The following is a 19,664-nucleotide window of genomic DNA, read 5'->3' as shown; positions in this document are numbered from 1 at the left end:
CTTATACAAACAGGATCATCAGCACGGCCCCCGCTGTTACACCCAAGGCCCCGTACACCCGTCCCAGTCTTCTGCGCTGCTCCACCGCCTCGGCCAGCTGCACCTCCAGCTCCTGCCGGGTATGCTCCAGGGCCAGGCGCTGACTATCCCCGTCATACTGGCCCAGTACTGTGCCCAGCCCTTCCAGCAGCTGTGCATCCACCGATTCCAGCCGAAGCTGACTGGCCTCAGCAGCCTGCTGCCACACCTGAAAAAACGTGCGGCCCCGCAGGTGCTGGGCCCCTTGGGCACACAGGGCGAAAAAATCCCCTGGGACACCCCCACACTGCCTGGCAGCTTGGTTCAGAGCGTCGGGAAGGGGCGCCAGCTTCCAGGTCAGCTCCCGCTGTACGCATTCCAGCCCCGCCAGAAGCCCCCGCAAGTCCCTCACTCGCCCCTCCAGATGGGCTATGGCGCCCAATCCCAGGGCAATGGCACCGCAAGCCAGGCAGGCTGCTCCCACCAGCTGTGTCATGCCACCACCTCCACTTGCGCACTGCGATTTCCTCCCCGGCCCCGGAGCAGTACCACCCGGCGGAACACCCCCGTCCCGCACAGGCCCCGGTACACCGGGCGGCGGTTCAGATCCTCCATACTCTCCCCGTGAGCGGTAGCCAGCAGGGACACTCCACACCCCACCGCCTGCACCATGGCCTCCACATCCCCCTTCTGGGTGATCTCATCCATGGCAATCACCTGAGGATTCATGCCACGCAGCAAGATAGACACCGCCGTGGCCTTGTCGCATCCGTCCAGTACATCGGTGTGCCGGCCCACATACAGCTGAGGCATCCCCTGCCACATGGCGGCAATCTCCCCCCGCTCATCCGCCACAGCCAAACGCAGTGGTGGCATCACCGCACCGTCTGAGAGTCCCCGCACCAGATCCCGGAGCAAGGTGGTCTTTCCCGCCCCCGGCGGGGCAAAAATCAAAGTATTTTGCAGCCGTTTTCCCTCCACCAGCTGGGGCAGCAGGGTCTCAGCCTGTCCCACCACTGCCCGGGCGATGCGCAGGGACAGCGAGGAAATCTCCCGCAGTGTGGCCACCTGTCCGTCCCGCATCACTGCTGTGCCGCAGATCCCCATGCGGTGCCCACCCCGCAGGGTCAGGAAGCCCCGCTGCACCTGATCCAGCACCGTGTGGGCCGAGGCCTGGCTGGCCTGCTCCAGCACCTGCCGCAGCAGCTGGCCCGTCACCAACTTGTCCCCCACGTCCTGCTCTCCCTCTCCATACAACACCGTGGGCAAAAACCCCTGCCGAAGCCGGATCTCCTCCACCTGCTCCCTCACCTGCGGGGGCAACTTTTCCAGGGCACTCCTGAGATTTTGAGGCATCATGGATACCACCTGCCCAAATGGGCTGTCCACCATGGAAACTCCCTCCCTTTCGTATGGTACACCCCATTGTATGAGGGCCTGTCCCCGGGTATGACAGTCTCAAAAAAAGAACTGTCCCGCCGGATGGCGAGACAGTTCTCGGATATTTCTATGAAATTCAGCCCAACACAGACACGATGCGTGCCACAGCTTCTTGGGTGGCCTGGGCATCACCGAAAGCGGTGACTCGGATGTAGCCCTCTCCGCTGGGGCCAAAGCCTGCACCAGGGGTGGTCACCACGTTGGCCTGTTCCAACAGCAGGTCGAAGAACTCCCAGGAGCCCATTCCCTCCGGGGTCTTGACCCAGATATAGGGGGCGTTGACTCCGCCGGACACGGTGAGGCCCGCCTGGGTCAGCCCCTCCCGGATGACCTGGGCGTTGCGCTGGTAATAGGCGATGGTCTCCTTCACCTGGGCCTGCCCCTCCGGGGAGTACACCGCCTCAGCCCCCCGCTGCACCACATAGGGCACGCCGTTGAACTTGGTGCACTGGCGTCGGTTCCACAAACTGTTCAGGGCCACACCACCCCGCACCAGCTCCTTGGGCACCACGGTGTAGGCGCAGCGGGTCCCGGTGAAGCCAGCAGTTTTGGAGAAGGAGCGGAACTCAATGGCGCAGGTCTTGGCCCCCTCAATTTCAAAAATGGTGTGGGGAATATCCGGCTGGGTGATGAACGCCTCGTAGGCGGAGTCGTAGAGGATCACCGCATCGTTTTCGTTGGCATAGGCCACCCATGACTCCAGCTGTTCCCGGCTGGCCACCGCTCCGGTGGGATTGTTGGGAAAGCAGAGGTAGATGAGATCCACCTTCTCCTCCGGAATGGCCGGAGAGAACCCATTTTCGGCGGTGCAGGGCATATACACCAGCTTGGACCAGTGCTGGCTCTCACTGTCGTAGTCTCCGGCACGGCCCGCCATGGCGTTGGTGTCCACATACACCGGGTACACCGGGTCGCACACCGCCACCACATTGTCCACCCCGAAGATATCCCCGATGTTGCCGCAGTCGCTCTTGGCCCCGTCGGAGACAAAGATCTCATCAGGCTGAATATTCACACCCCGGGCGGCATAGTCGGTTTGGGCAATGGCGCAGCGCAAAAAATCGTAGCCCTGCTCCGGGCCGTAACCGTGGAAACCCGCCCCCGTGGCCATCTCGTCCACCGCCTTGTGCATGGCCTGGGTCACCGCCGGGGCCAGGGGCCGGGTCACGTCGCCGATGCCCAGCTTAATGAGCTTCTTGTCCGGGTTTGCCTGGGCATAGGCGGACACCCGACGGGCAATCTCAGAAAACAGGTAGCTGCCCGGTAATTTCAAATAGTTTTCGTTGATGGTGGCCATGTGTGTTCCTCCTGTATTCAGCTATTTACAGCATTAAATTCTCCTCAGATATTGTACAACATCTTCCCCGCTGGGTCAATGGGCAAGTTCCCCGTCAAACACCGTCACGGCGGGGCCAGTCATCAGGACGTGCCCATCCTCCTGCCAGCGAATGGATAGTGCTCCTCCTGGCAGCTCCACCACAGCCTGCCGCTGTACCAGGCCACGCTGGGCCAGAGCCGCCACGGCCGCACTGGCCCCGGTGCCGCAGGCCATGGTCTCCCCACTGCCCCGCTCCCACACCCGCATGGCGATCCGTCCCTCCCCTTTGGGGGCCACAAACTCCACATTGACCCGCTGGGACAGCTTGGGATGGGTTTCCAGCTGCGGCCCCAGCCGTTCCACTTCCACATCTTCCACATCTTCCACCAGGCACACCAGATGGGGATTTCCCATCCACACCCCGGTTCCCGTCACAGTTTTCCCCGCCACCTCCAGTTCCACTTCCCGCCCCACCTGGGGCACACCCATATCCACCGTGGCCCCCGTGGCCACGCCTCCTTCCACCAGAAGGTGTAGGGTGCGGATGCCTCCACCCGTCTCCACGGTCAGCTGCTCTTTGTGTGTGTAGCCCCGGTCATAGACATACTTGCCCAGGCAGCGGATGCCGTTGCCGCACATGCTCCCCCTGGAGCCATCGGCATTGAACATGGCCATGCGGAAGTCCGCCACCTGAGAGGGGCAGATGCAGATCAGGCCATCACCCCCCACTCCCATATGTCGGTCTGACATCCGCCGAGCCAACTCCTCCACCCCCTCCGGCTCCCCTTGGGGACAGTAGAGAAAGATATAGTCGTTGCCCAGCCCGTGCATTTTGGTGAATTTCATACCACCACTCCCTTCTGGAGTAGCCTATGAAAAAAGGACGGCAAAATTGCCGTCCTTTTTTGTCGTTCAGTTAGGAAGTTCCCAGCACAATCCGGGCCGTCTCTGCAAGCTTGGCTCCGTGATCCATGCTCTCCTTTTGCAAGAAGCGGTGGGCTTGCTCCTCGGTCATGCCGTGGCGGTCCATGAGCACCGCCTTGGCCTGCTCCACCAGCTGCTTTTCCTCTTCGCTTCTGTGAATGTGCACCGGGTATCGGGACACTCGGCGGCGGGCAAATTGCAGCAGCATCCGCACCGAGGCCAGCAAGTCACCCCGGCTCACCGGAGAGGGCAGCTGGAAAATCTCCTCTGTTTCGCACAGCTCCAGGCGATTTTGCGGCGCCACCATCAGCATCACGCACCGCTCCGGCAGGTCGTAGAACAGATCCTCCCCCGCTCCATCGGGGAACTTGAAACCGCATACCACCACACCCAGACCCTGCTTGTTCACCAGGCGGCGCACCTCAGCAGCACTGTGACACACCACACAGTCGGCCACTCCGCCGCTCTCCAGTACCTCAGAAATGCTCGCTGCGGTGGCACGGTTTTCAAAGGCTACAATGACTTTTTGCACCAGACTCACACTCCTCCCATCCTCAGTTGCCCTAGGGCAGCGGGAGCGATCAATAGTTGATCATGTACTTGTCCAGCTCCCAGCTGGACACACGAGTGCGATACTCCTCCCACTCTCTCTCCTTGCCGGCGATGAACTGGCTGGCCACATGCTCACCCAGGGTGGACATGATGAGCTTATCCTTCTTCATCAGCACCAGGGCCTCGTCCAGAGAGCCAGGCAGGGCCTCGATGCCACGGCGCTTGCGGGTGGCAGGAGTCATGTCAAAGATGTTCTCGGTGATCTCGGCGGGCAGAGACAGATTCCGCTCAATGCCGTCCAGACCGGCAGCCAGGCACACAGCCAGAGCCAGGTAGGGGTTACAGGCGGGGTCGGGGTTGCGCAGCTCCACACGGGTGGACTGGCCACGGGCGGCGGGAATGCGGATCAGAGCGGAACGGTTGGAGGCAGACCAGGCCATGTAGCAGGGGGCCTCGTAGCCGGGCACCAGACGCTTATAGGAGTTGACCAGGGGGTTGGTGATGGCGGTGATGCCCTTCATGTGGTGGAGAATACCGGCCATGAAGGCGTAAGCCTCACGGGACAGCTTCTTATCCCCGTTTTCGTCAAAGAACACGTTCTTACCATGGCGGAACAGAGACATATTCACGTGCATACCGGAACCGGCAATGCCGAAAATGGGCTTGGGCATAAAGGTGGCGTGAAGGCCGTTTTTCTGTGCGATGGTCTTCACCGCCAGCTTAAAGGTCATGATCTTGTCAGCACACTGCAAAGCATCGGAGTACTTGAAGTCGATCTCGTGCTGACCGGGAGCCACCTCGTGGTGGGACGCCTCGATCTCATACCCCATCTTCTCCAGCGCCAGGCAGATCTCACGACGGGTGGACTCGCCGTGATCCAGAGGGCCCAGGTCAAAGTAGCCGGCCTCGTCATTGGTCTTGGTGGTGGGACGGCCCTCCTCGTCGGTCTTGAAGAGGAAAAACTCAGGCTCGGGGCCCACATTGAAGGCCTCATAGCCCATGTCGTTGGCTTTCTTCAGCACACGCTTGAGTACGCCACGGGGATCGCCCACAAAGGGAGTGCCGTCGGGATTGTACACGTCGCAGATCAGGCGAGCTACACGGCCGTGCTGAGGCCGCCAGGGGAAGATTGCAAAGCTGTCCAGATCAGGGTACAGATACTGGTCGGACTCATTGATGCGCACAAAACCCTCGATGGAGGAGCCGTCCAGGGTGATCTGATTGTTCAGGGCCTTCTCGATCTGGGAGGCAGTGATAGCCACATTCTTCAGCTGACCGAAGATGTCGGTAAACTGCATACGGATGAAGTTGATGTCCTCTTCCTTGACGATGCGGATGATGTCTTCTTTGGTGTAACCCATAATCCATACCCCTTTCCCTTGCATCGTAATCCAAAGCATCCGGACGCTGCACACATCCGAAGCGGAAAAATGCAAAAGTTATATTTTCTGTTTTTCTGTCTTCAGTATAGCATGAACCGACATTATGTCAATCAAATTTTGCATCCATGCAAAATTTCAGCGCAAAAATCAAGTTCACACCCCTCCAAATCCGGTTTTTTGCATTTTTGCACAGAACGCACGTTTTCTAATTTTTACCGAAATTCCATGGCAACTTTGCACAAAGGGAACAAAATTATTCTTGACTTTTTGGTCATATCTATCTAGAATGACATCATAACCTTTCCCCTGGTAAAGGGCACCACACAAAAACGGAGGGATATGTATGTCTCACAAATATGTCTATTTGTTTTCCGAAGGCAACGGCAGCATGAAAGAATTGCTGGGCGGCAAAGGTGCAAACCTGGCTGAGATGACCAATCTTGGTATGCCTGTTCCTCAGGGATTTACCATTACCACCGAAGCCTGCACCCGCTATTACGAGGACGGTCAGGTGATCGCCCCCGAAATCCAGGCCCAGATTTTAGAATATATTGAAAAGATGGAAGAGATTACCGGCAAGAAGTTCGGCGATCACGAGAATCCCCTGCTGGTGTCTGTGCGCTCCGGCGCACGTGCCTCCATGCCCGGCATGATGGACACCATTTTGAACCTGGGCCTCAATGAAGAGGTGGTTCAGGTCATGGCTGAGAAGTCGGGCAATCCCCGCTGGGCCTATGACTGCTATCGCCGTTTCATCCAGATGTATTCGGATGTGGTGATGGAAGTGGGCAAGAAGTACTTCGAAGAGCTGATCGACCAGATGAAGCACGCCCGGGGTGTCACCCTGGATGTGGAACTCACCGCTGAGGATTTGAAGGAGCTGGCCGAGCAGTTCAAGGCAGAATACAAGGAAAAAGTGGGCACAGACTTCCCCACCGATCCCAAAGAGCAGCTGATCGGGGCCGTCACCGCCGTGTTCCGCTCCTGGAACAACCCCCGGGCCATCGTCTACCGCCGCATGAACGACATCCCCAGCTCCTGGGGCACCGCCGTCAACGTGCAGGCCATGGTCTTCGGCAACATGGGTGACAACTGCGGCACCGGCGTGGCCTTCTCCCGCAACCCCGCCACGGGCGAGAAAAAGATCATGGGCGAGTTCCTGGTCAATGCCCAGGGTGAGGACGTGGTGGCTGGCGTACGCACCCCCATGCCCATCAGCCAGATGGCGGAGAAGTTCCCCGAGGCATACATCCGTTTTGAGGCCGCTGCCAAGGCTCTGGAAGACCACTATCACGACATGCAGGACATGGAGTTCACCGTGGAAAACGGAAAGCTGTATATGCTCCAGACCCGTAACGGCAAGCGTACTGCCACCGCCGCTTTGAAAATCGCCTGCGACCTGGTGGACGAGGGCCAGATCACCGAGCAGGAAGCGGTGCTGATGATCGACGCCCGCAACCTGGATTCTCTGCTCCATCCCCAGTTTGATCCCCAGGCTCTGAAGAACGCCTCCCCCGTGGGCAGCGCCCTTCCCGCCTCCCCCGGCGCCGCCTGCGGCCGCATCGTCTTCACCGCTGAAGACGCCAAGGAGTGGGCCAGCCGTGGCGAGCCGGTGGTTCTGGTTCGTCTGGAGACCAGCCCTGAGGATATCGAGGGCATGGCTGCCTCCCAGGGCATCCTCACCGTCCGTGGTGGTATGACCTCCCATGCCGCCGTGGTGGCTCGTGGCATGGGCACCTGCTGTGTCTCCGGCTGCGGCGCCATTAAGATGGACGAGGCCAACCGCCAGTTTGAGTTGGGCGGCAAGGTCTACCGCCAGGGTGACTGGCTGAGCCTGGACGGCTCCACCGGCAACATCTACGGCCAGCCTCTGCCCACCGTAGACGCCTCCATCGGCGGCGAGTTCGGGCGCATCATGGCCTGGGCCGACAAGTACCGCCGTCTCCAGGTGCGCACCAACGCCGACAACCCCAGAGATGCCCGTCAGGCCATGAAGTTCGGCGCTCAGGGCATCGGTCTGTGCCGCACCGAGCATATGTTCTTTGAAGGAGAGCGCATCCTGGCCATCCGGGAGATGATCTGCTCTGACACCACCGAGCAGCGGGAGAAGGCCCTGGCCAAGCTGGAGCCCATGCAGCAGGGTGACTTCGAGGCCATGTACGAGGCCATGGAGGGCAACCCCATCACCATCCGTTTCCTGGATCCCCCCCTCCACGAGTTCGTACCCACCGACGAGCCGGACATCCAGCAGCTGGCCAACGCCATGTTCAAGAGCGTGTCCGACATCAAGGCCATCATCGCCAGCCTCCACGAGTTCAACCCCATGATGGGCCACCGTGGCTGCCGCCTGGATGTCACCTATCCGGAAATCGCCCGGATGCAGACCCGTGCTGTCATCAAGGCCGCCCTCAACGTCCAGGCCAAGCACCCCGAGTGGAACATCGTCCCTGAGATCATGATTCCCCTGGTGGGCGAGGTCAAGGAGCTGGCCTACGTCAAGAGCGTGGTGGTGGAGACTGCCGACCAGCTGATCCAGGAGTCCGGCACCGACCTGAAGTACAAGGTGGGCACCATGATCGAGATCCCCAGAGCCGCCCTCACCGCCGACGAGATCGCCAAGGAGGCCGACTTCTTCTCCTTCGGCACCAACGACCTGACGCAGATGACCTTCGGCTTCTCCCGTGACGATGCCGGCAAGTTCCTGGAGTCCTACTACGACAAGAAGATCTACGAGTTTGATCCCTTCCAGCGCCTGGATCAGGTTGGCGTGGGCCGTCTGGTGGAAATGGCCGCCACTCTGGGCCGCAAGACCAAGCCGGGTCTGAAGCTGGGCGTGTGCGGCGAGCACGGCGGCGAGGCCTCCTCGGTGCAGTTCTTCCACAACGTGGGGTTGGACTACGTCTCCTGCTCCCCCTTCCGGGTCCCCATCGCCCGGCTGGCTGCGGCACAAGCTGCCATCCGCAACCCCAACTAACCCAAACAACAAGCCAACAGGCGCACCGCTTTTGCGGTGCGCCTGTTCTGCATTTGTGGACATTTCAATTTCAGGCTATCATTTCTTGGTAAAGTACAGCTGTCGAATCTTGGCAACAGCCCCCACCACCAGAAAAATCCCCACCAGAAACAAGATGGCGGAGGCCAGTGGCTCCTCCCGGTACATGTAAACGCCAATGAAAAACACCAGGCCGATGACAGCCGCAAAGAACAGGATGGTCAAAATCATCAGCGGATAGCGAATCCAGCGGCTGAGTTTTCGGTTGCCGCTGGCCTCCATGCCGCCCTCCACCACCAGCTCCAAGAGAAATTCTAAAATAAAGTCCATACCAACTCTCCCTCACAGAGCATCCAGCAAAGAACGCACAAATTTTCTCAGTTCCCTGCTGGAGACGGCGCAGACGATCACCAACAGCAATCCCAGCAGAAACACCCAAAGATCCGCACCGGCATACAGTCCGCCGCCCATGAGTACCACCCCCACCATGGCAACCCCTTTTAAGATATGCTTACGCATCGTTCTCTTCCCCCTTCACCCGGGCTTTTTTTCGTTACTCGTTGTCGATCATAAACTGGATGATCTCACTGTCTGTGGAGCGCATCCCCTCCCGGGCAATGGTGCTCACTGCACGGATGGTGTCCTCCACGTTCTTGGCCACCAGGCCGTCACCACAGTAGAATTGACTGTCGTGCATATACATCTGCATACCCAGAAGCCCCGCCTCCACCGCCGAGGCGATTTTTGCCGCACAGCTGGCTTTCGCCCCATCGCATAGCATTCCGGAATTGATGGCCAGGGCATTGACCACGGTGTGGGCGATCTCATCGTAGTCGCCGCCGTACAGGTAGCACACCCCCGCCCCGGCCCCCGCTCCGGCACTGGTAGCTCCGCAGTAGGCGGACAGGCTGCCGATCCCTGTTTTCAGGTGAATGGTCACCAGATTGGACACCAGCAGAGCCCGGTAGAGCTGCTCTTGGGAGACGTTGCACTCCCTTGCGTACACAATCACCGGAATGGAGGCGGTCATGCCCTGGTTTCCGCTGCCGGAGTTGATGACCACCGGCAGCTCACAGCCGTTCATGCGGGCGTCTGACCCCGCTGCGGCGTAGGCTTTGGCACGATTTTGGACACTGTTTCCGTAGGAGCGAATCAAGATACGCCCAATGCTGGCCCCGTAACCGCCCTTCATGCCCTCTTCTGCAATGGCCATGTTGTAGCGAATCTGCCGATCCAGAACATCTTGCACCAGCTCCAGGGGCACTTGGTTGGCAAAGGCCACAATGTCCCGGATGGTGAGCAGCTTGCGGTTCTCTTCTGCCTGTACCACTCCATCGATGTAAGGCTTATTCACCAGCACCTCCTCATCCCGGCGGACGCTGACCACATTGGTGTGGTGTCCGATGATACGCACATAGGCGCTGTGCCCACCCCCCTGCACTGTCACTTGGATGTCAAAGGGACAGGTGGAGTCCGACTCTCGAATGTTGATGGCAGCCGTGCCCAAAAACCGCTCCATGTCCGCCAGCTGCTCCTCCGTGACCTGGGAAATGACCTCCAGCTCCTGGTCAGCATCCCCACAGGAGATGCCCACGGCAATGGCAGTCTTCAGCCCCTTTTTTCCACCTGTATGGGGGACAATGACGCTCTTCACATTTTTGATGATGTTGCCACTGACCTGGAGCTCCACCGTGTGGGGCACCGTCCCCAGGGTTTTCCGGGCCAGAGCCCCGGCATAGGCCACGGCAATGGGCTCGGTACATCCCATTGCGGGAATCAGCTCATCCCGAAGAATGGACACATAGGCTTGCTGTATCTCTTTGCTTATCACATGGACACCTCTCTCAACCAACAGGCATTCTATTTTGAATTTATTATGCCATGAATCCGCATACAGTGCAAGTTCCCGTTGAACCGCAGATATTTCCTCCGTTAACCCCGAATCAATAGCGCACAGGCCGGGCAGCGTTCCGCTGCCCGGCCTGTTGTGTTTTATTTGATCTCTTGCTCCAAAGCATCAAATTCCGGTGTGGAGAAAAACTCCGCCAAGGTAATCTCCAACCCATCGCAAATCATCTTAATGGTCACGATTTTGGGATTCTGGCTTTTCCCATACAAAATATTTTTGATACTGGATGGAGGTAGCGCAGACAAGTTTGCCAACTTGTTGATGCTGATTTCTCTCTGCCCACACAACTCCAAAATCCGATTGCGAACAGCGGTCACCGTGTCCATCTTCATCCACGCTCCCATTTTCCCATCACAACGGTATAAGCTGTACCCGTTACCTATGCGCAAATCCGTCTTCCTTATTTGATCTCTTGCTCCAAGGCATCAAATTCCGGTGTAGAGAAAAACTCACCCAATGTAATTTCCAAGCCATCGCACAGCTTTTTGATGGTAACTGTCCCCGGATTTTTGCTCTCCCCATTCAAGATACTCTTTACCGTTGCCTGAGAGACACCCGCCAAATTGCTCAGTCCATTTGGCGTAATTTCTCGCTCCTGGCACAGCTGGCGAATCCGAAAAATGATAGCTTCCCGTGTATCCATATAACTCTCCTCAGTGACATATCGTCTACCATATGATATGTCATTCGAAGAATTATCATTAGTGACACTTCACTAACTTTAGAATTTGTGTTATATTAGTGATATATCATCCTTTGCAATTCGAAGAGAGGTATCACACATGATGAAATTCACATGCTGTTTCACCGGTCACCGTCCCCAGGCCTTTCCATGGGGCTACAACGAAGAGGATCCCCGATGTATCAATCTGAAACACCGATTAAAAGGGGAAATCTATGCGCCATTCACGACCATGACATCCGCTATTTCCTCTCCGGGATGGCACAAGGGGTGGACACCTGGGCGGCTGAGATGGTGTTGGAGCTCCAGCGGGACTATTCCATTTTTCTGGAGTGCGTCCTGCCCTGCCGTGACCAGGCCATCCGCTGGCCCTACGAGAGCCGACGCCGGTATCACTCCATCCTCCAGCGCTGTCACCAGGTCACCGTGCTCCAGGCCCAGTACAGCAGCGATTGTTTCCAGCGCCGCAACCGCTATATGGTTGACCGCAGCGGGCTGGTGATTGCCGTTTGGGACGGCACACCCAGCGGAACCGGCAGCACGGTGCAATACGCCAAGGCCAGCGGCAGACTTGTGTATACCATCACACCATAGCTTTGGCCCACACGGGAACAAAGCCCACGGACATGGCGTCCGTGGGCTTTGTTTATTCCTCGTTCTTCTGATAGTACTGCGCCTGAGCCTGCCACAGCTGGGCATACACACCCTCCGCCTCCACCAACTGTTGGTGGTTGCCCTGCTGGACAATGTGGCCGTGGTCAAAGACCACAATGTCGTCACAGAACTTGCAGGAGGAGAGCCGATGGCTGATATACACCGCCGTCTTATCCCCGGCGATCTGGTCAAACTTGGAGTACACCTCCGCCTCCGCAATGGGATCCAGGGCGGCGGTGGGTTCGTCCAGGATGATGAAGGGGGCATCCTTGTAAAGCGCCCGGGCAATGGCGATTTTCTGGGCCTCGCCCCCGGAGACCTCCACCCCCTTCTTCTCCAGGTCCTTATAGAGATAGGTGTCCAGGCCCTGGTCCATCCTCTCCACCCGGTCCATGACCCCCGCCTGGGTCAGACACCGGGTGACCCGCTCCCGGTCATACTGGGTGCGCCCGGCCACGTTCTGGCCCAAGGGCAAGGCCAACAGGTGGAAGTCCTGGAACACCACAGAGAACAGTGCGATATAGTCCGGGTACTGATATTTTCGGATGTCGATGCCGTTGAGCAAAATCTCCCCCTCGGTGGGGTCGTAGAGCCGGCACAGGAGCTTGATGAAGGTGGACTTGCCGCTGCCGTTCTCTCCCACCACCGCCAGACGGCTGCCCACCTGGAATTTCAGGTTCACATGGCGCAGAGCCCAGGCCTCGCTGTCCGGGTAGCGGAAGGACACGTCCCGGAACTCTACCTGATAGTTGCGGTCGGAGCGTTTTTCTGTGGTGAGAGAGCCCTGGTACATCTGATTGGGTATATCCAGGAACTCAAAACAAAGTGCCGTGTAACGGGCATTGACCCGCATATTTCCAACAACCTCCAGCAGTCCGGACACCCCCACAAACAAGGTGGTCACGGCACCTACATATTGGGTGATCCCACCCACACCGAAGGCTCCTGTCCACGCTTTCAGGCAAACATATACATACACTACGCCAGTGAGAATGGCGGCAATGCCATCCGCTGCCGCCTGCCAAAGCCCCATAGGCCCCTTGGCATAGCGGGCAAAGTTGGATTTGGTATCAAACAGATGAACACTGTCCCGGTAGACCTGGCACACATTGGGCTGCTGGTCATAGATGCGCATATCCAAAGCCCGTTTGGCATTGTTGCTCTCAAAGCCAAAGTAGGTCGACAAGCGATTTCCCAACCGTACCTCTTCGTCGTTGGTGTTCCAATACGCCATACTCCGATTTCCGAAAACAGGAGACAACAGAGCCACACATAGCATCACGGCAAACACAACAATCACCCACATGGGATGATTGAGAAACTCCCATCCGCTCCCCTCCGGCACCTTTTGCACCAGCAGGCCAAGGGAGAGGATCAGTCCTGTCACAATTTGAAACACATTGGTAAATACAAGTCCGTAGTTGTTCAGCATTTGCAGCAAACCCCAGCCCGCCCAGTTTTCATTTTGTCGAATCTGGGAATAGAGATCGCAGACCTGCTGATTTTGCATGATGGAATAGTCCAAATCCATCATTTTATCCATATAGAACTTCTCATTTTCCACCCGGGTCTGTTCCTTCTCCCAAGTTGCCCACCGGGAAAAGGCTCCATTGAGCAGGATTAGTCCAGCTGTGACCCCCAGCAGCATCCCGATCCACTGGGCCAGCACCCGAGGATCTCGCCCCTGAGACAGTTCCCCAATGATGCGGGCGGAGAAATAGATGGATGTGTACGGGGTCACCGCCTTGACCAGAGCAGACAAGGCCAAGGACACCAGAATCGTGGGGCGCAACTTCCACCAGATGCGCCACCCCCGCAGGGTCAGGCGCAAACTTTCTCCCCAAGACATGGTTTTCTCCATTACAGCTCCCCTCCTTCCTGGTAATACCGGCTCTGGACCTCAAATAGTTTGGCGTACCCGCCCCCAAAATCCAGCAGGGACTGGTGGGTGCCCTCCTCCGCGATGTGTCCATACTCCATGTAGATAATTCGGTCGCAGAACCGGGTGGAGGCCAGGCGATGGGAGATGAATAGGGAGCTTTTCCCTTGAGTCATGGAATTGTATTTCATGTAGATGTCGTGCTCGGCCAGAGGATCCAGTGCCGCTGTTGGCTCATCCAACACCACCACCGGGGCGTCCCGGTACAGGGCCCGGGCCAGCATCAGCCGCTGCATCTGTCCTCCGGACAGCTCCACCCCATCCTCAAAGACATTTCGGGTCACCGGGGTGTCCATGCCACGGGGCAGAGCCTCTACCGCCTGGGTCAGCCCTGCCTTTTCCAGGCACTCCGCCACCCTGGCCCGGTCGATTCCATCCACCCGCTGGGCCACATTCACCGCCACATTGGTGTCCAACACGGAAAATTCCTGGAACACCGCAGAAAACAGATGATAGTATTCCCTGCGGTTATAGGCACGGATGTCCACTCCATTGAGGCGGACACACCCCTGGGTGGGGTCCAAAAAGCCACACAACAGCTTGACCAGGGTGGTCTTGCCCGCTCCGTTGAGGCCCACAATGGCCACCTTTTCCCCCGGATGGAGGGTGAAGGTAAGATTGGAGATGGTGTCCTTCTCGGCTCCAGGATAGCGGTAGGACACATGATCCAACATGATTTCACAGTCCTTCAAGCCCTGAGGCAACGGCTCTCCTCCCTCAAAGGTAAAAGGCTCGGGCCACTCCAAAAACTCCCGCAGGGTGGACAGCTCCAGGCTCTGGCGGTGGAGGGTGGAGAACTGCTCCATGATGCCCTTCACCCACTGGGTAAAACCGCTGATGGCAGAAAAATACAGCAGAAACTGTGATGCGGACAGTCCCTGGGTTAAGGTCAGCCAGATGAGATAGGCATAGGCTCCCCCGTTGCGCAGCAAAGTGAGCAGAGCATCCACCACATAGACGAGAAAATACACCCGCTCCCGCCGGGTCAAAAAAGCCCGATACGCTCCCATGGCACTGCTCCACACCTCCTCTAGCCAGGGTCGCAAGCCAAAAATCCGAAAATCCTGGGCATACTCCCGCTTGGTAGACACCCGTCTGGCATAGCCAATGGTGTTCATACAGGCCGCCCGTTCCTCCCGGTGCCGAGAACCCCAACCTTCCAGGTGTTCACTGACCATAAAGCCCACCGCTGTGGTGAGGATGACAAGGGCCACCATCCAGCCGCTCAAGCCTGTCAGCAGAAGTAGATACACCGCAAATCCCAACACATTGGTCAAAATGTCTGTCCAGGTGGTCCAGATGGCCTCGGAAGCATCCTGATTGGAGTTACACGTTCGCAGTGCCTGTTCCTTCCATTTCAAAAAGGTGGTGTCCAGCAAATTGGGAAAGGAGGTACTGGTTGATTTGCGGGAAATTTCCCCCGATATATACATACGCACTTGAATCCGTCCAAACAGGGCATTGGTATTCAAGTAACTCTTCCCGCCCCACAGCAGCAGCAGCGCCAGGGTAAACACCCCGATGGTGGCCAGAAGCTGAGAAAGGGGCACGTGCCCCTCCACCTGGCCCAGCACCACGGGGACAAAGAGCATTTCCACCACCGTGGCCCCGGCGGTGACCACCGCCAACAGCAGGCAGATGAGCAGCACCGAGGGGCAGTTGCCCCACGCCGCTTTGACAAAGTAAGCGGTATTCTGCCACATATTATATGTGGGCTTTTTCTTCTTCTCCTTCATGTTCTCACCTCACCAGTAGCCTATCACAAAAATTCGCCCCCGGAGTGATCCGGGGACGAATTGCAAAACTGGGGTGCTGAATTGCACCTCACACCTGTGGAATTAGAATCTCGGTGGTAAAAGCCCCCGCCTCGCTGTTGCGGCTGAGGTAGCCGTCCAGTCGCTCCACAATGTCGTCCATGCGCACCAGCCCGAAGCCGTGGCCCTCCCCTTTGGTGGTACGAAAGCCCTTTCCCACCTTACTGAGCTTGCCAGTGGCGGTGAAGTTGGTGAAGGAGATGTACAGCTGGGTGCCCTTCATGTCCATATACACCCGGATGAGCCGCTCCTGGGGCGGCAGGGCCAGGCTGGCCTCCATGGCGTTGTCAAAGAGATTCCCCAGGATGACACACAGGTCCAGCTCGGACATGGTGAGCTTCACCGGGATATGGGCATCCACCTGCACTGGGATGTCCCGGGCCTTGGCCAGAGAGATCTTACTGTTCAAAATGGCATCTGCCATGGCATTTCCCGTTTTCACCACCGTGTCCACGGTATTCAAATCCGTGTCCAGCAAGTCCAGATAGGCCCGGATGGCCTCCAAATCCCCCTGGGCGGCGTACACCTTCATGGTTTGGATGTGGTTGCGGTAGTCGTGCCGCCAGCCCCGCATCTGCCGGTACATGTTCTCCACCTCTTGATAGTGGGTGTCCAGCAGCTCCCGCTGGTAGTTCTCCAGCTTGTCATTCACCAGTTTGGATAGAAGTCCCATGGCGTCCTCCTCAAGAATGGGCGATGATGGCCCGGTTCAGCCCTTCATAAGCCCCCCGGGGCAGGGGCAGTACCGTGGCATCTGAGAGCACCACCTGGCTCTTGGTCACCCGGCGCACACACTCCAAATTCACCACCATGGAACGGCCCAGGCGGTGAAACCGCTCGTCCAGCCCCTCTTCCAATCGGCTGAGGGTGGATTTGGTGGTGTAATCCTCTTTTCCGTGCACCGTCACATAGTTGCGGCACACCTCCAGGTAGCGGATCTCCCCTAAGGGAATGCGCACCATCTCGCCCCCCTGTTCCAAAGTCAGCACCCGCTCCCCCTGGCGCACCTTGTCCACCGCCCGGTCGAGAACCGAGCGCAGCTTGTCCCCGTTCACCGGCTTGAGCAGATAGTGAAGGGCCGCCACCTCATACCCCTCGGCGATGTAATCGGAATACCCGGTGATAAAGACGATCTGCACCTGCTGATTGCCCTGGCGTATCTCCTTGGCCAGGCTCACCCCATCCAGCTGCCCCATCTCGATGTCCAACAGCAGGAGGTCGAACCGCTTTTCCTCGGCATATCGAAATAAAAAGCTCTCAGCCGACGGGAACTGCTCCACATGGAGGGCAATCCCACGCTCCTGGGCCCAGCGGGACAGGAGACTGTCCACATAGGCCCCATCGGTGTGGCTGTCGTCACAGATACCCACCCGTAGTTCCATCTTTTCTTCCCCTCCTTGCAGAGCAAAAAGGGGCAAGCCGCAGCTTACCCCTTTTCATGCGTTTGTAGTTTAGGCCAGCGTGGCTTTCACAGCCTGGGCCAGCTCACCCAGGGCGGCACGGCTGGTATCATCCAAAGCAGAGCGGATGGTGACCACCTGATCCAGAATGGTGATGTTCTTCAGCTGCTCCAAAGCCCCACGCATCTCCTTGGCGGCCAGAGGCGCCCAAGTGCCGTTCTCCACCAGAGCCACAGTGCGGTTCTGGAACGCCTTGGTCTTGAGCCGATAGAGGAAGGTGGCCATGGGGGTGAAGACGAAGTTATCATAGGTGGAGGCGGCCAACACCAGGTTGGTGTACTGGAAAGACTTGGCCACAGCCTTGGCCCAGTCCTCACGGGTCAGGTCGATGGCTTCCACCTTCACGCCCTCAGCCTTCAACATATCCACCAGCTCCAGGGCAGCCTTGGCGGTGTTGCCATGGATGGAGGCATAGGCCACCAGCACGCCCTTCTCCTCCGGCTGATAGCTGCTCCACAGATTGTACTTCTCCAGAGCCAGGCCAATAGCATCCCCGGTGAGCACAGGGCCGTGGAGAGGAGCCACCACAGCGATGTCCAGGCCAGCGGCCTTCTTCAACAGGGCCTGCACCTGGGGGCCGTACTTACCCACGATGTTCAGATAATAGCGGCGGGCTTCCTCCACCCACTCGGTCTCAGGGTTGCCGTCGCCGAATCGGCCAAAGCCGTCAGCGGAGAACAGCACCTTCTCCTTGGCCTCGTAGGACACCATGGCCTCAGGCCAGTGCACCATGGGAGCCATAACGAAGGTGAGGCTGTGCTCGCCCAGCTCCACCACGTCACCTTCTTTGACCACAACGGCCCGGTCCGTGTAGTCCACACCGGTGAATTGCTTGAGCATGGGGAAAGTCTTGGCGTTGCCAATGAGCTGCATCTGGGGATAGCGCTGGGCCAGCTGGGCAATACTACCAGCATGGTCAGGCTCCATATGATGCACCACCAGGTAATCGGGCTGACGATCACCCAGCACCTCGTCCAGGTTGGCCAGCCACTCCCCCGTCTTGCGGGGATCCACGGTGTCCAGAATGGCCACCTTCTCGTCCACGATCACATAGGAGTTGTAGGTGACACCCTGAGGCACCACATACTGGCTTTCAAACAAATCAATATCGGTGTCATAGCAGCCCACTCGATAAATAGCGGTTGAATTCAACAGTTGATTCACGGTAACCACACCTCTTCTTTTTATATCCCCACTATTTTACTATGAGATCAAACCACCGTCAAGGAACTTTTTCTACAATTTCGCCCCTCGCAATTATTTCCAATTTGTAAATCCTCTCTCCTCCCTCCCCTTCCCTCCTTGACTTTACATAGTTGGTCTGCTAGAATTTAATTGTTATTATGATATTAGGGGTTTTCATTTATGAGTTTCAAAATCATCGTTGATAGCTGCTGTGACCTCAGCCCTGAGCTGCTCAAGTCCGGCATTTTCCACAGTGTTCCCCTTTCTATATACGTAGGAAACACCGAATTTCGGGATGACGAGACCCTGTCTCCCCAGTCCCTGGTGGACGCCATGGCCATGTGCCAAGAGGCATCCCACACCGCCTGCCCCTCTCCGGCAGACTATTTGGATGCATTCGAAGCGGTGAAAGGAGACATCTATGTGGTGACTCTGTCCGCCTTGCTCTCCGGCTCCCACAACAGCGCTTGGCAGGCCGCCCAGATGTTTGTGGAGGATCATCCTGAGCGGAACATCCGGGTGTTCAACTCCTGCTCTGCCTCTGCCGGAGAAACCCTCATCGCACTGAAAATTTCAGAGCTGGCCGCCTCCGGCCTGCCCTTTGCCCAGGTGGTGTCCCAGGTGGAGAAGTATATCACCAGCATGAACACCCTGTTCGTGCTGGAAAATCTGGATATGCTGCGCAAGGCCGGACGTCTGACCCGGGTGCAGTCCCTGGTCACCGGCGCCCTGCGGGTCAAGCTGGTGATGGGCTCTACCCCCCAGGGTGAGATCATCAAGCACACCCAGGCCCTGTCCATGAAGCAGGCCCTGAACAAGCTGGTGGACATCGTGGCTGCCGACCCCAACCACAAGGGCAAGCTGCTGTGTATCGCCCACTGTCTGTGCCGGGAGCGGGCGGAATACCTGCGTATGCTGATCCTCAAGTCCTGTGAAGTGGCCGACGTGCTCATCACAGAAACCCGGGGTATCAGTTCCTTCTACGCCAACAACGGCGGGGTCGTAGTGGCTTACTGAGTTTCAAACAGAGAGGAGAGTGCCCCCATGGATCAACCGTCCAAGCGTGACCAGCAGCGGGCCCTGTTTTTCCGCCGCTGGCTGTACTGGGTGCTCATTACCATTCTGGTGCTGTGCGTGATTGGCTTTGGCGTCAACCTGGCGGAGTGGCTGGGCCTCCTGTGATTCTCTACTTCCGTGTATAGAAAAATCCCTGTGACGCTGTGTCACAGGGATTTTTTGTAGGGCAAAAACGTAAAACTCCCGAACGCAACAGCGTTCGGGAGTCTTGGCGCGGAAGGAGGGATTTGAAGCCTCATCTTTTGTTGCGGCTCTAGGGATTCCGGCCTTTCTGTGTCGCAACTGTGTCGTTGAAAATCAGGGGCAGTACACTAGGTA

General features: G+C 57.8%; 20 protein-coding genes. 4 read left to right on the top strand and 16 right to left on the bottom strand.

The window, feature by feature from the left end; genetic code table 11:
* Position 1 precedes the first annotated feature (1 nt).
* The 6 genes from spoIIIAB to glnA all read right to left on the bottom strand — a co-directional run bounded on the left by spoIIIAB (position 2) and on the right by glnA (position 5,613).
* Positions 2–514: a stage III sporulation protein AB gene (gene spoIIIAB / locus H9X86_RS00100; protein ID WP_204899584.1), complete on the bottom strand. Its 513-nt coding sequence runs from the start codon at positions 512–514 to the stop codon at positions 2–4.
* Positions 511–1,410 (bottom strand): AAA ATPase domain-containing protein, encoded by a 900-nt coding sequence (locus tag H9X86_RS00095; RefSeq protein WP_204899583.1) that lies wholly within the window; start codon positions 1,408–1,410, stop codon positions 511–513. The genes spoIIIAB and H9X86_RS00095 overlap by 4 nt, the downstream gene beginning before the upstream one ends.
* A gap of 124 nt (positions 1,411–1,534) precedes the next feature.
* On the bottom strand, positions 1,535–2,755 hold the full coding sequence (locus H9X86_RS00090; protein ID WP_204899582.1) for an LL-diaminopimelate aminotransferase: 1,221 nt from the start codon (positions 2,753–2,755) through the stop codon (positions 1,535–1,537).
* Between the two features lie 75 nt (positions 2,756–2,830).
* Positions 2,831–3,622, bottom strand: coding sequence for a diaminopimelate epimerase (gene dapF / locus H9X86_RS00085; protein WP_204899581.1), 792 nt, complete (start codon positions 3,620–3,622; stop codon positions 2,831–2,833).
* 70 nt (positions 3,623–3,692) lie between these two features.
* Positions 3,693–4,241 carry an ANTAR domain-containing response regulator gene (locus tag H9X86_RS00080; protein ID WP_346011394.1) on the bottom strand — a complete coding sequence of 183 codons (549 nt, stop codon included), beginning with the start codon at positions 4,239–4,241 and terminating at the stop codon, positions 3,693–3,695.
* A gap of 40 nt (positions 4,242–4,281) precedes the next feature.
* The gene (glnA, locus tag H9X86_RS00075; protein WP_204899580.1) at positions 4,282–5,613 is read right to left on the bottom strand and encodes a type I glutamate--ammonia ligase; all 1,332 of its coding nucleotides are present in this window, start codon (positions 5,611–5,613) and stop codon (positions 4,282–4,284) included.
* Between the two features lie 364 nt (positions 5,614–5,977).
* Here glnA and ppdK point away from each other — a divergent pair, with 364 nt between their 5' ends.
* The gene (gene ppdK, locus H9X86_RS00070; RefSeq protein WP_204899579.1) at positions 5,978–8,608 is read left to right on the top strand and encodes a pyruvate, phosphate dikinase; all 2,631 of its coding nucleotides are present in this window, start codon (positions 5,978–5,980) and stop codon (positions 8,606–8,608) included.
* A gap of 78 nt (positions 8,609–8,686) precedes the next feature.
* Here the strand turns inward: ppdK and H9X86_RS00065 are convergent, their stop codons facing one another.
* The 5 genes from H9X86_RS00065 to H9X86_RS00045 form a co-directional block, all read right to left on the bottom strand.
* Complete coding sequence (locus H9X86_RS00065) at positions 8,687–8,956, bottom strand: hypothetical protein (protein WP_204899578.1); 270 nt, start codon at positions 8,954–8,956, stop codon at positions 8,687–8,689.
* A gap of 12 nt (positions 8,957–8,968) precedes the next feature.
* Positions 8,969–9,145, bottom strand: a complete 177-nt coding sequence (locus H9X86_RS00060) for a hypothetical protein (RefSeq protein WP_204899577.1) — start codon at positions 9,143–9,145, stop codon at positions 8,969–8,971.
* 34 nt (positions 9,146–9,179) lie between these two features.
* On the bottom strand, positions 9,180–10,457 hold the full coding sequence (locus H9X86_RS00055; protein WP_346011393.1) for an L-cysteine desulfidase family protein: 1,278 nt from the start codon (positions 10,455–10,457) through the stop codon (positions 9,180–9,182).
* A gap of 161 nt (positions 10,458–10,618) precedes the next feature.
* Entirely contained in the window at positions 10,619–10,867 is a 249-nt protein-coding gene (locus H9X86_RS00050; RefSeq protein WP_430736074.1) for a helix-turn-helix domain-containing protein, read from the bottom strand.
* Positions 10,868–10,935: 68 nt separating this feature from the next.
* Complete coding sequence (locus H9X86_RS00045) at positions 10,936–11,178, bottom strand: helix-turn-helix domain-containing protein (protein ID WP_204899576.1); 243 nt, start codon at positions 11,176–11,178, stop codon at positions 10,936–10,938.
* A gap of 216 nt (positions 11,179–11,394) precedes the next feature.
* On the opposite strand from H9X86_RS00045, the gene H9X86_RS00040 reads away from it, so the two are divergent.
* On the top strand, positions 11,395–11,811 hold the full coding sequence (locus H9X86_RS00040; RefSeq protein WP_204899575.1) for an SLOG family protein: 417 nt from the start codon (positions 11,395–11,397) through the stop codon (positions 11,809–11,811).
* A 52-nt stretch (positions 11,812–11,863) separates the two neighbouring features.
* Here the strand turns inward: H9X86_RS00040 and H9X86_RS00035 are convergent, their stop codons facing one another.
* The 5 genes from H9X86_RS00035 to H9X86_RS00015 form a co-directional block, all read right to left on the bottom strand.
* The gene (locus tag H9X86_RS00035; protein WP_204899574.1) at positions 11,864–13,732 is read right to left on the bottom strand and encodes an ABC transporter ATP-binding protein; all 1,869 of its coding nucleotides are present in this window, start codon (positions 13,730–13,732) and stop codon (positions 11,864–11,866) included.
* The gene (locus tag H9X86_RS00030) at positions 13,732–15,546 is read right to left on the bottom strand and encodes an ABC transporter ATP-binding protein (RefSeq protein ID WP_204899573.1); all 1,815 of its coding nucleotides are present in this window, start codon (positions 15,544–15,546) and stop codon (positions 13,732–13,734) included. The genes H9X86_RS00035 and H9X86_RS00030 overlap by 1 nt, the downstream gene beginning before the upstream one ends.
* Before the next feature lie 88 nt (positions 15,547–15,634).
* Entirely contained in the window at positions 15,635–16,297 is a 663-nt protein-coding gene (locus tag H9X86_RS00025; protein ID WP_204899572.1) for a sensor histidine kinase, read from the bottom strand.
* A gap of 10 nt (positions 16,298–16,307) precedes the next feature.
* Positions 16,308–17,006: a LytR/AlgR family response regulator transcription factor gene (locus H9X86_RS00020; protein ID WP_204899571.1), complete on the bottom strand. Its 699-nt coding sequence runs from the start codon at positions 17,004–17,006 to the stop codon at positions 16,308–16,310.
* Positions 17,007–17,075: 69 nt separating this feature from the next.
* Positions 17,076–18,248, bottom strand: a complete 1,173-nt coding sequence (locus H9X86_RS00015; protein WP_204899570.1) for an oxygen-binding di-iron domain-containing protein — start codon at positions 18,246–18,248, stop codon at positions 17,076–17,078.
* A gap of 201 nt (positions 18,249–18,449) precedes the next feature.
* On the opposite strand from H9X86_RS00015, the gene H9X86_RS00010 reads away from it, so the two are divergent.
* Together H9X86_RS00010 and H9X86_RS00005 are read left to right on the top strand one after the other, a co-directional pair.
* Complete coding sequence (locus H9X86_RS00010) at positions 18,450–19,286, top strand: DegV family protein (protein WP_204899569.1); 837 nt, start codon at positions 18,450–18,452, stop codon at positions 19,284–19,286.
* A gap of 27 nt (positions 19,287–19,313) precedes the next feature.
* Positions 19,314–19,451 carry a hypothetical protein gene (locus H9X86_RS00005; protein ID WP_204899568.1) on the top strand — a complete coding sequence of 46 codons (138 nt, stop codon included), beginning with the start codon at positions 19,314–19,316 and terminating at the stop codon, positions 19,449–19,451.
* The last annotated feature ends 213 nt before the right edge of the window (positions 19,452–19,664 follow it).

The sequence above is a fragment of the Pseudoflavonifractor capillosus genome, assembly GCF_016902575.1.
Taxonomy (GTDB): Bacteria; Bacillota; Clostridia; order Oscillospirales; family Oscillospiraceae; genus Enterenecus; species Enterenecus capillosus_A.
The sequence above is the reverse complement of the archived record's forward strand: the minus strand, read 5'-3'. Positions and strand labels throughout refer to the sequence as shown.